The sequence below is a fragment of the Anaerosporobacter sp. genome (assembly GCF_965301125.1).
This window is the reverse complement of the sequence record NZ_CBDLAM010000119.1, coordinates 1-12,572: the sequence shown is the minus strand read 5'-3', so window position 1 is coordinate 12,572 and position 12,572 is coordinate 1. Positions and strand designations below refer to the sequence as shown.

9 protein-coding genes are annotated in these 12,572 nt (G+C 34.7%); 6 read left to right on the top strand and 3 right to left on the bottom strand.

Annotated features, from left to right (window positions below; genetic code table 11):
- Both ACW2QF_RS13040 and ACW2QF_RS13035 read right to left on the bottom strand, forming a co-directional pair.
- On the bottom strand, nucleotides 1-459 hold a 459-nt coding region (locus ACW2QF_RS13040), incomplete at its 3' end, for a cation transporter (protein WP_455716444.1).
- Between the two features lie 33 nt (nucleotides 460-492).
- Nucleotides 493-855 (bottom strand): ArsR/SmtB family transcription factor, encoded by a 363-nt coding sequence (locus tag ACW2QF_RS13035; protein WP_455716443.1) that lies wholly within the window; start codon nucleotides 853-855, stop codon nucleotides 493-495.
- Nucleotides 856-1,149: 294 nt separating this feature from the next.
- Here ACW2QF_RS13035 and ACW2QF_RS13030 point away from each other — a divergent pair, with 294 nt between their 5' ends.
- The 6 genes from ACW2QF_RS13030 (at nucleotide 1,150) to ACW2QF_RS13005 (ending at nucleotide 11,218) form a co-directional block, all read left to right on the top strand.
- A complete protein-coding gene (locus ACW2QF_RS13030; protein WP_455716442.1) occupies nucleotides 1,150-1,746 on the top strand; it encodes a TetR/AcrR family transcriptional regulator in 597 nt (198 codons plus the stop codon).
- Nucleotides 1,747-1,848: 102 nt separating this feature from the next.
- The gene (locus tag ACW2QF_RS13025; RefSeq protein ID WP_455716441.1) at nucleotides 1,849-3,213 is read left to right on the top strand and encodes an alpha-amylase family glycosyl hydrolase; all 1,365 of its coding nucleotides are present in this window, start codon (nucleotides 1,849-1,851) and stop codon (nucleotides 3,211-3,213) included.
- Nucleotides 3,214-3,300: 87 nt separating this feature from the next.
- A complete protein-coding gene (glgB, locus tag ACW2QF_RS13020) occupies nucleotides 3,301-5,517 on the top strand; it encodes a 1,4-alpha-glucan branching protein GlgB (RefSeq protein ID WP_455716440.1) in 2,217 nt (738 codons plus the stop codon).
- A gap of 389 nt (nucleotides 5,518-5,906) precedes the next feature.
- Nucleotides 5,907-9,233: a DUF6240 domain-containing protein gene (locus ACW2QF_RS13015; RefSeq protein ID WP_455716439.1), complete on the top strand. Its 3,327-nt coding sequence runs from the start codon at nucleotides 5,907-5,909 to the stop codon at nucleotides 9,231-9,233.
- A 66-nt stretch (nucleotides 9,234-9,299) separates the two neighbouring features.
- On the top strand, nucleotides 9,300-10,709 hold the full coding sequence (locus tag ACW2QF_RS13010; protein ID WP_455716438.1) for a flagellin N-terminal helical domain-containing protein: 1,410 nt from the start codon (nucleotides 9,300-9,302) through the stop codon (nucleotides 10,707-10,709).
- 29 nt (nucleotides 10,710-10,738) lie between these two features.
- The gene (locus ACW2QF_RS13005; protein WP_455716437.1) at nucleotides 10,739-11,218 is read left to right on the top strand and encodes a flagellar export chaperone FliS; all 480 of its coding nucleotides are present in this window, start codon (nucleotides 10,739-10,741) and stop codon (nucleotides 11,216-11,218) included.
- A 51-nt stretch (nucleotides 11,219-11,269) separates the two neighbouring features.
- Here ACW2QF_RS13005 and ACW2QF_RS13000 read toward each other — a convergent pair whose 3' ends face one another.
- On the bottom strand, nucleotides 11,270-12,304 hold the full coding sequence (locus ACW2QF_RS13000; protein ID WP_455716436.1) for a LacI family DNA-binding transcriptional regulator: 1,035 nt from the start codon (nucleotides 12,302-12,304) through the stop codon (nucleotides 11,270-11,272).
- Nucleotides 12,305-12,572 lie beyond the last annotated feature (268 nt).

Here is a 12,572-nt window from a genome sequence, read left to right as displayed (position 1 = left end):
GTGTGAGTGGTTATGTGTGTGATTGGAAGAGTGCTCTTCGTGCTTGTGATTTCCATGTTCCTCATGATGATGATTACCACAACCACAGTCATCGTGATCTTCATGATGATGACCACCGCAACCACAGTCTTCGTGTTCCTCATGATGATGACCACCACAACCACAAGCGTCATGTTTCTCGTGTTGATCGGAGAAAGGTTCTACAGTAGTTGTGCTTGCAACGGATTGTATAGGGGATACAATTACTTCACTTTCGATACCACTGCAGATTTTTTGCACAGTTGGTTGTAAGTCTGCTAAATGTTTTGGCTCTTGGAATGTAAGAAATAGCTTTTTATTAACAAAATTAATTTGGACTTCATCAATTCCATCTAAGGATTTTAATTTCTTTTCCATCTTAGCAGCACAATTCGCACAACCAAGATTCTCTAAGTTAAATACGAACTTTTTTGATTCCATAGTAAGCTCCTTTCATAGTAATTATTAGTAGGTTTATTCAAGAACATGTGAAAGACCTTGATCAAAGATTCGTTTTACATGGTCATCGGATAAGGAGTAGTAGACAACTTTTCCTTCTTTACGGTTCTTAACTAGTTTGGCAGATTTCAGAACACGAAGCTGATGAGAAATTGCAGATTGTGTCATGCTAAGTAGTTCAGCGATATCGCATACGCACATTTCAGATTCAAAAAGTGCACATAAGATTTTTATTCGTGTTGTATCACCAAATATCTTGAAAAGTTCTGCTAAATCATATAGTATCTCTTCATCTGGCATTACTGGTTTTACAGAATTCAAGAGATCTTCATGTACGCATTTACAAGAGCAGGTTTCGACGTGTTTTTTATCTGGCATAGTATCTCTCCTTTAATACTTAATATATCAATATATGAATAATTGTTCATATATTGATGATAAACCATGTGCTTTTAAATGTCAATATATATTATGTAAAATTTTGATATAAGTACCAATAATTCTATGAAGCGTACTTATATTAATAATAATGTATTAATAATAGATGATCTGTAGCTGTCTTTTCTATACCTGCAGCATGGACCTTGATAATAACTCTCCTCTAACATATGTATTGACAGGTTGTATACCGATTGGTATACTAAACTTAACAATGAATATTGGAGGTGTATGGTGGAACAATTACAAGAACTTGATAACAGAGAGAAGATACTAGAATGTGCGTTAAATCTATTCTATCAGAAAGGTTATGACGCGGTAGGTGTTCAAGAGATAGTTACTTTGGCGGGAATAACCAAGCCTACTTTGTATTATTATTTTAAAAGTAAATATGGTCTTTTGGAGGCGCTTTTACAGGAACGTTGCTGTAAGATGAATGATCAATTGCGAAAAGCGGCGTATTATAACGGAGATCTAGTATATTCGCTAGAACGTTATGCAAAGACAATGTTCACCATAGCGGAATCTGATATGAGATTCTATTACCTCACCTTATCATTATTCTATTCTGCTAGAGAGAATGAGACGTATAAGGCAATTAGTCCTTATATGAAAGAACAATTTGCTATAATACGTGGAATCTTTGAACAAGCAGCAGGGTATCTAGGGAATATGAATGGAAGGCAGGAACAATTTGCTATAGGTTTTTCTGGAATATTGAACAACTATATACTTGTATATTATGAGAGGGAAGATCCGAATAAGCAGCTTGTCGATGACAAGACAATCTATTCTCTTGTCCATCAGTTTATGTATGGTATTGTAGTGTAATAAGCAACGCTAGGTGGATGTGAGTTTTGCATATTTACTTAAAGAGACACAAATACAATCCTGACATTAAGATATATATTTAGAGAGGAGCATAAGATAACAATGATAAAATGGTATGACAAGGCAGTTTTTTATCACATCTATCCACTTGGTTTGTGTGGAGCGGAGAAATTGAATGATGGGGTTACCACTACCCACAGAATGAAGGAATTAGAAGAATGGATACCTCATATGGAACAACTGGGGTGTAATGCCTTATATATTGGCCCTTTATTTGAGTCGGTAGGGCATGGATATGAAACGACGGATTACCGACTAGTAGACCGTAGACTAGGTGACAATGTGGATTTCATCTACTTTGTAAAGCAATGCCATGAACATGGAATTAAAGTTGTAGTAGATGGGGTTTTTAATCATACAGGAAGAGAGTTCTTTGCATTCAAAGACTTAAGAGAAAAGAGAGAAAATTCACAGTATCGAGATTGGTATTGTAACGTAAATTTTGGTTCAAACACAGAATATAATGATGGATTTTCATATGAAGGCTGGAGAGGATATCAATTACTGGCCAAATTTAATCAGAAAAATCCAGAGGTAAGACAATATATATTTGATGTAATACAATTCTGGGTGGATGAATTTGATATTGATGGTATTCGCTTAGATTGTGCAGATGTACTGGATTTTGAATTTATGAAAGAAATGAGAAGCTTTTGCAATACAGTAAAAGAAGATTTCTGGCTAATGGGAGAAGTAATCCATGGCGATTACAGCAGATGGGTTAATGATGAGATGTTACATAGTGTAACTGATTACGAATTACATAAAGGATTGTATTCAGGACACAACGACCACAATTATTTCGAGATAGCACATACTGCTAAGAGATTATTTGATCCAGATGGAGGCATTATTAAGAATGCTAACCTCTATAGCTTTGTAGATAATCATGATGTAGATAGAATCTATAATAAATTAACGAATAAAGAGCATCTTATACCAGTATACATTCTACTATATACTCTACCAGGTGTTCCATCGATTTATTATGGTTCTGAATTTGGAATCGAGGGTAAGAAAGAAAATAACTCAGATGATGGGGTTAGACCAAGAATAGTATTATCTGATTACACAAAGAGTCCAAGTAAGAATACATGTGAATCATTAACGAAGCTTCTTATATCGCTAGCAGCAATTAGGAAAGAAAACCAGACATTACAACAAGGGGAATATAAGGAGTTGCTTCTTACAAATCGTCAGTATGCATTTGCAAGAGTTGATAAGGAAGAAGCAACAGTAATAATAGTTAATAATGATGATAATGAAGCAACAATTAATGTTTCATTACCTGTATCTTGTGGGGAAGTATGCAATTTATTAACAGACGTGAAATATCCAGTAGAGAATGGAAAATTAGATATCAAGGTTCCACCAAATAATGGAATGGTCTTACAATGTGTGAAATAAGGAATAGATTTGTTATAGGTAATTACTACTAAGAGTTTCGCAATTGCCTAAATTACGTAGCAAGGAGAAGAAGGGTAGGGTTACAGTATGGTTGAGAAGGTAAGTAAGTATATTAATCAGGTTGAATTAGACGAACTGTATAGAGAAATTAATAATCACCCTCATCAGTTATTGGGTATGCATAAAGTTGAGGAGGGACAACTATTTATCACATTTCGTATTAATGCCAGTGAAGTAGTGATTATTGATAAAAAAACGAATAGAGAATATCCTATGCTACCATATGAGAATAAGGGACTGTATGTAGTATTGAATGAGGGAAATGAAATTAAATCATATGAAATACGAACCAGATACATGGATAATACCACCGTTACAGTCGCAGATCCATATTCCTTTGACTCGTTAATCGGAGATCTAGATACGCATCTTTTTAGTCATGGAACCCATTATGAGATATATAAGAAGCTAGGAGCTCATGTGATGACTGTTAATGGGGTTAAGGGAACCTATTTTGCAGTGTGGGCACCCAATGCTAGAAAGGTTAGTGTTGTTGGTGATTTTAACTGTTGGGATGGAAGGCTGCATCCTATGCGTATGTTAGAAACTTCCGGTATACACGAATTATTTATTCCGGGTGTGGAAGTGGGAGCTGTGTATAAGTATCAGATAAGGACTAGAGATGATGTAATAGTATACAAGTCAGATCCTTATGCTAATTCATCAGAGCTCAGACCAAAGAATGCATCTATTGTTGCTGATTTAACAAGTTATAGTTGGGAAGATAAGGAGTGGGAGAGAAAGAAATATAAGAAAGATCGTACATCTTTGAGACAAGAGCCTATGTCTATCTATGAGATGCATCTAGGGTCATGGAGAAAACATAATGATAATACAGAAGATGGATTCTATAATTATCGTGAATTAGCTGTAGAAGTAGCAGAATATGTGGCTGATATGGGATATACCCATGTTGAACTGATGGGAATAGCCGAGCATCCTTTTGATGGGTCATGGGGCTACCAAGTAACAGGATATTATGCACCAACGAGACGCTATGGAAAGCCAGAAGACTTTATGTTTTTTGTAGATTATCTTCATAGAAAAGGGATTGGTGTCATCTTGGATTGGGTACCGGCACATTTTCCTAAAGATGATTTTGGTCTTAGTAGATTTGACGGGCAACCCCTATATGATTATCCAAATCCTAAGATGGGAGAACATAAAGAGTGGGGTACGTATGTATTTAATTATTCAAAGAAAGAGGTCAGTAATTTCTTGCTTGCCAATGCTTTGTTTTGGTTAAAGGAGTTCCACATAGATGGACTACGAGTAGATGCAGTAGCTTCGATGCTATATCTTGACTATGGTAGGAATGCTGGGGACTGGATTCCTAATAAGAATGGTGGCAAGGAGAATCTAGATGCTGTTGAGTTCTTTCGTCATATGAACTCGGTTGTTCAAGAAAAATTACCTTGGGCAATGATGATTGCAGAGGAATCTACTTCTTGGCAAGGAGTTACCGCACCAGCATCAATGAATGGTCTTGGTTTTTTGTATAAGTGGAATATGGGATGGATGAACGATTTCTTAGAATATATGAAATTAGATCCATATTTTAGACAGTTTAATCACCGTATGTTAACATTTAGTCTGATGTATGCATATAGCGAGAATTTCATACAAGTATTATCTCACGATGAGGTTGTACATGGTAAGGGTTCCATGATTCAGAAGATGCCAGGAGAATATGATGATAAATTCTCAAATCTTCGCGTAGCTTATGGTTTTATGTACGCCCATCCCGGCAAGAAATTATTATTTATGGGACAGGAATTTGCCCAATGGCAAGAATGGAGTGAAGCAAGGAGTCTTGATTGGGGGATACTAGGGTATGAAAGGCATGCACAGATGCAACAATATGTAAAAAGCCTAAATCATTTATATAAAAAGTATAATGCTCTTTATGCAAATGATTGTGAAACAAATGGATTTGAGTGGCTTGATAATATGCATCCAGAACTGAGCTTAGTAGCGTTTGTTAGAAGAGGAACAACACAGAAAAATCATCTTCTATGCGTATGTAACTTTACTCCTGTAGACCGACAAAATTATGAAATAGGAGTTCCTGCACCAGGAACTTACACACAGATTTTTAATTCCGATGCATCTGAATTTGGTGGAAAAGGCAATGGAGTTATTACGTCGGCTAAAGCGGTAAAGAGAGAATATAATAATCAGCCTTATAAGATAAAATTAGAGGTACCGGGACTATCGTTTATGATGTTTACTTTCACTGAATAAAGGGATGGATTATAAATATATAGTGCACTTTTGAAAGAAACAAGGCACATTAAATCGAAATGAATCGAAAATCTAACAAAGAAATAATATAAAACAGCTTATCTATTGACAAATCTTACAAAGCTTGATAAGATAGAGAAGGTCGTTAAACAGTAAAATGACTAAAGGATTTGTTGACGTTGGGGAACGTAAGAGGGCAAAGACTGTTATGAAATTGGACTTATTAAAACGTACGCTTGTGGCGGGTGTACCTTTTTAATGAGTCCTATTTTGTTTGTATTACTGTTTTATAAAATCACTTTTTTATTAATTTAGCTTAAGTTTTTGCTTGCTATGGTCGAAATACATTATAGTGAGACTAGATTAAAATAAAGAGGTGAGTGAAATCAATGAACGTACAAAATGTTAATTCCCAGGTATCTGGTACAGATATAACATCAACAAAAGCAGATAGTGATAATCTCTTGTCGTTAGGAAAAAAGGGAGATGAAATTGAAGGGATAATAACAAGCGTTTCGGATCAGATTTCCATCAACTTTAATGGCAAAGAATTAAATGTTCCCAAATCGTCAGTGCAAGGTGCCACGGAAGGTGCTATTAAGAAGTTTAAGATAATGGATATATCCGCTACGAGTGTTGTTCTTAAGGAAGTTGGAATCGATAAAGAGTCTGCTCAGAGTATACAAGCATATTGCACTAAGGTGGAAGCAGATCAGACTTCTTTTAATAAACGATTAGAAGAAGCAGCTGAGAATAAGAAAAAAGATACAGAAGAAGATTTAGAAGAGACTGCAAACCGGATGACAGGTAAAGACAGTGAGGATCTTGAAGCAGAAGGTTATGATTATAAGCAGTACGAATTAGAACGACTAGAACGAGCTTTAAGTCGTATTAAAGAACAAAGAACTGAAAAAGAACAAAGTATTGAGAAACAGATAGAGAATAATAAAGAGTTTAAGGAAGATGTTGAGAAGATAGCTAAGAATATCCTGAAAACGTCTCCTTATGCAGAACAAATAATAGAAAAACTTGAGAGTAGTAATTTACCAATTACACAATCAAATATATCAAAGCTATTGAATGGTATGAATTTGGCTGAAACAATTCCAAATCTATCAAGTAACTCATTTGAGTATCTAATCAACAATGAATTAGATATTACAATAGGAAATGTATATAAGGCAAGCTATAGTGCTTTTGTGAAAGAAACAAGTGCATTATCTGACCAAGATTATGAAGCGATACAAGGCCAGATAGATAATGTTATAGAAGAAGCTGGGTTTGAGGTTAACGAAGAAACTAGAAACCAAGCAAGATGGATCCTGGATAATGAACTACCATTAACGAAAGAAACACTGAACAAGTTAGATACTCTTATTACGTTAAAAGATACATATAGTTCATCTAAGGTTTTAGACCAAATGATTCATACCATGGAGCAAGGTAATATGGTAGAAGATACTGTACTTACGAAAACAGGTAACGATGATATAGAGAAGTTAATTGAAGATGTTAAGTCAATTACGGATGAAGCAATTGTCCAAACTACGAAGAAGTATGATAGAAAAGAGATAACAATAGAGCTTCTTAAGAAGGAACAAGAACAAATTAATATTACCCCTGCTAATGTGGTTGTAGCCAGCGAAATTGATATTAAGGCGGTTGAGACAAAGCGTCAATTAGAAGAGATTCGATTGAAGATGACATTAGAATCGGGGCAAAAGATGGTATCCAAAGGTATTTCTATTGATACAACAAGTCTTGAAAGAGTTATAGAAGAACTTCGTAATATTGAAGATGAATATTATAAAAACTTGCTAAAAGAAAGTAAAATGGCTGAGACTTCTGAGAATATTGCTATTCTTAGGGATACAACGCAAAAGGTAAATGAATTAAAGTGGATGCCAAGTAATCTACTTGCTGATACATTTACAAGTAGAGAGAGCGTTACGATTGCAGCCTTACATGAAGCAGGAACAAGTTGTCAGGCCAAGTTTGCTACGGCTAATGAATCTTATGAGACATTAATGACAATGCCAAGACAAGATATGGGTGACTCCATACAAAAAGCATTCAAGAATAGTATGACCGAAATCTTAGATTCCTTAAATCTTGAAGATACGGTAGCAAATCAAAGAGCTGTAAGAATGCTTGGATACAATGGAATGGAGATAACTAGTGAAAATATTACGTTAATGAAGGAATATGATGAGAAGGTAAATTATCTACTAAAAAATCTTACCCCTTCTGTAACGATGGATTTCATTCGTGAGAATAAAAATCCAATAGATATCCCGCTGGATGCCTTGAACCAAGAGATTAAACAGTTTAAGGATGAGAATGGAATCTCGGATGAAGATGGATATGCCAGATATCTACGTAAACTAGAAAAACAAGATGGAATTACACAGAGCGAAAGGGATGCTTATATTGGTATATATCGTTTGCTTCATAATGTTGAGAAAACAGATGGTGCAGCAATCGGTTCATTAGTAAAGAGTGGAAGAGATATTACACTTGGAAATCTCCTTACAGAAGTTAGAACGAAGAGATCTGGAAGCATGAATAAGGTAATAGACGACTCATTTGGCATGTTGTCTGACATAACTTACAAATCGGATTCTATTACAACTCAGATTAATAATGGATTTGGAACTGAGGAAACAGATGAAAGCAATAACAATAACTCCGAATCTACCACAAGTTATAATCAGATGTTATTACAAGACATTCTAGCAAATATCTCACCATCCCAGATGAAAGATATAGTAGAGAATGAAGGGTGGTCAGGGCTTTCACTAGAAAAACTACGTGATATGCTTAATGATACGCCTGAAGATTCGAAAATTAAACAGGAATACTACGATGAACAAGTAAAAGAGATTCGAGATCTAGCGCAAGGTAGTGATGAGACTATCAGTTTCCTTTCAGGTCATAATGTTCCAGTAAGTATTCAATCCATTAGGCAAGCGCAGGTCTTACTTAATTACAATCCTAATGTATTTAAGCAAATCTTAAATAATGCCAAGGATATAGAACATACCAATACAGATTCCAATAATGATTGGGAGCAACAAGTAGAAGAAGCATTGAATTCTATCGTAGATACATTTGAAGATAAAGAAAGTTTACAAAAAGGTTTATCAAGTTTTGCCCAGATTGCTGATACTGTACTAAGTAATCAGATAAGTAATCCAGATATTAATGCAAAACAAGTTAATGATTTTCAGATATTACGTGGGGCAATTAAGTTATCCAATGTATTGAACCGTAACGAGTATTATGATATACCGGTTAAAGTTGGCGATAGCATTACGAATATTTCTTTGACTGTAATTAATAATTCAGGAAAGCAAGATAGTAAAGTTACCATGTCAGTACAATCAAACCGTTATGGAACAATAGAAGCTGAGTTCAAAGTACATGATAGACAAGCAAAAGGGCTTATCTTATGTGATAACCAGGAAGCCAGTGAAATGGTAAAGAGTAATATTGGAGTAATTACAGATAACTTAGAAAAGCAAAATATTTCTCTTGGACAAATGGATATTGGAGTTGAGAAATTAAGTGGTAGGTCGTATAAGGCAAGAGGACTTAATTCGAATCATGAAGCTAAGGCTTCCGATGAAGCAGCTAATGTTACAACCAAGGAATTGTATCAAGTTGCAAAATCCTTTGTTATATTAGTGAAAAATATGGAACAAGAAAAACAATAGAAACACTACGGATTTAGTTACGTATATGTAAGATATATATGAAACAAGAGAGGATACGGTGATACAATGAGAATTAATCATAATATTTCGGCAATAAAAGCAAACATGCATCTTAATACAACGAATAGTAAGATGGACAAGAGTTTAGAGAGATTATCTTCTGGTTTAAAAATTAACCGTGCAGCAGATGATGCAGCAGGTATGGCAATTTCTCAAAAGATGAGAACACAAATTGCAGGTTTAGAAAAAGCTTCTAATAATGCTTCAGATGGAATCTCAGTTATTCAAACAGCAGAAGGCGCATTATCAGAAGTTGGTTCTATGTTACAAAGAATGAGAGAACTAGCAGTACAAGCATCTAATGGTACTAACACAAACTCAGATAGAGAAGCCATACAAAAAGAAATTGATCAATTAAACGAAGAAATTCGAAGAATATCAGATACGACAGAATTTAATACAAAGAAATTATTAAATGGTGATATTGATCGAAAATCATATAGTAGTGATTCAACTGCAAATCTAGTTTCTTTGTCAGATAGTGTTGGTGTTGGTTCTTATTTGATTACAATTGATCAAGTACCTACACAAACAGAATATGAAGTACCAGATGGCGTTACAGGTGGAGTTAGTGGTACGTTCTGTCTTAATGGAGAAGAGATTGAAATCCTAGATACAGACACAGTAGATGATATCTATGAAAAGATTCGTAATCTTGGTGACTCTATGAATATTAAAGTTAGTATGGATGATACTACAAAAGCTATGACCTTTACTAGTGAACAGTATGGTTCTAATTATAAAATTGAAATTAATTCTAGTAGTGATGAACTTGCAACAAGTTTAGGATTTGATAGTACATCAGTCAAAGCAACACTTGGTGAGGATGCAAAGATATCTTATGCGACGGGTGTTGGGAACAAATATCAAAACGTAGATAGTCAATTTAACTCAACAGCGACAACATCATCTGATGGAAAGGACGTTACAATTACAGATCATAGTGGTTTCAGTATGAAGATTGAAATTAGTGAGAATGCTGTAGTAGGCGAAGAGATTAAGATCGATGTATTGTCATCAGGCCCAATGATTCTACAAATTGGTGCTAACGAAGGACAAACAATGGAAGTTAGAATTCCACAAGTCACACCAAAAACATTAGGTATTGATACTGTTAACATGACTACACAAGAAGGTGCAGAAAAAGCAATTACTAAAATCGATGATGCTATTACAGAAGTATCTTCTATTCGTGCAAAATTAGGTGCTTACCAAAACCGTTTAGAGCATTCTATTGCTAACCTTGATACAACGGGCCAAAACATGACAGAAGCATTATCAAGAATTGAAGATACGGATATGGCGGAAGAGATGGCACAATATACACAGATGCAAGTATTATCACAAGCTGGTACTTCCATGCTTGCACAGGCAAATCAACGTCCGCAAACAATTCTTTCATTACTTCAAGGTTAATATTAGTAGGAAAGGTATGCGTGTAAATTATGAATAATGAGGATTTGAGAGCTTTTACAGCAAGAATAACGCAGGCTAATGGGAGTGAACTTGTAGTAATTGTTTATGAGATTATAATGAAAGATATAGAGAGTGCAAAAGAGGCGTTCAGCGCGCAGGATTATACAAAGTTTACACGCGATTTGGACCATGCAGTTAAGTTTGTAAATGAGTTGATTAATACATTAGATTTTAAATATCCAGTTTCTTATGACTTGATGCAGTTATATCTATATTGTAATAAACAACTTATTCAGGCTACATTAAAAAAAGAAATTGGACCTCTTGAAAGTGCGAATAAGGTCCTTTCTAGTTTACTGAAAGGGTTTATTGAAGTTGCTAAACAAGATAAAAGGGAGCCATTAATGAGTAATACACAACAAGTGTATGCTGGATTAACGTATGGAAAAGGTTCTTTGAATGAGATGTATGTGGATCCAAATCAAAGGGAACGAGGATTCCGTGCATAGATAAGTAGATTAAGAATAAAAAAGGAAGTTTGCATTAGCAAACTTCCTTTTTTATTCAGTTATTTTTTCTGCTGTTTTCTTAGCAACTGCGGTGTTAGAACATTCACCAGTTGAACCTCTGCTAATGAATTTAGCACGTAATAACAGCTTACTAATTGTTACGTTATGAATCAAACCGTCTAATAACAAGAAAGCACTCTTACCTAAGTCAATTCGATCTTGCCTTATTGTTGTAAGTGGTGGATTAAGTTGAGAGGCAATAGGCAGATCATCATAACCGATAACACTTACGTCTTCTGGTACTCGAAGATTCATTTTCGTTAGTTCAGATATAACACCAGATGCAATCAAGTCACTTGCACATATAATTGCAGTTGCTCCGTTTTTAAGAAAAGTTGGAACGTGATATTTTGCACAATCTGGAACATAATAACCATACTCAATTAGTTCTTCACGAGGTGTTAATCCACATGATTCCATACTCTGTACAAAGGCTTGATAACGTTCTTCAGATACCATTGAGTTTTTTGAACCATTTAAGAATGCGATTTTTGTATGTCCAAGTTCATATAGATGTGCAACTGCATTATTAATACCTTCAAAACTGTCTGTTCCGACATAACCTACATGATTATTGTTTCCTATGTAGTTATCAAATAATACGGTTGGAACAGTTGTTTTATGAAGCTGATTTACCCAATCATCATGAAGGGAAAAACCAAGTAAAAATGCACCGCTATATCCGTTCTTTAGCATATAGGTATCGAATTTCTCTTGTGTTTGCATATTTAGATTTGTAGGAATAACTGTTACATCCCAGTGACGTCTAGCTGCAGAGAGTTTAAAACCAACTACAATTTCGTAACCAAACTGGTCAATATTCTCATAATCCATATTCTCTATCAATATGCACACTTTGCGATTCCCTTGTTTGCGCATCTTTTTAGAAGAATACCCCATCTCAACAGCTGTATCAAGTACTAATTGGCGCATTTCATCGCTAATATCACTAGCTCCATTAAGTCCTTTCGAAACGGTACTAACAGCTATGCCTAACTTATTGGCAATATCTTTAATAGTAGCCATTTTATCCTCCTTTTGTATTATATGATAAATATACAATACTTAACAAAAAGTATACTACCTTCAAATGCGATTTACAATAAGTTAAAATTAATTCGTGATTATGCTAAAAATAAGCATAAATATTTGTGAATTAAGATAGCTTTATTCACATACTTTTATGTAAGGTTTTGGTATAATTGTATTGACAGTTAAAATGGTAAATGCTATAATTTAGACAAAGATTTTCGAAAATTTACGAAAATTAATTCTAGAAAGGAGATAATTACAC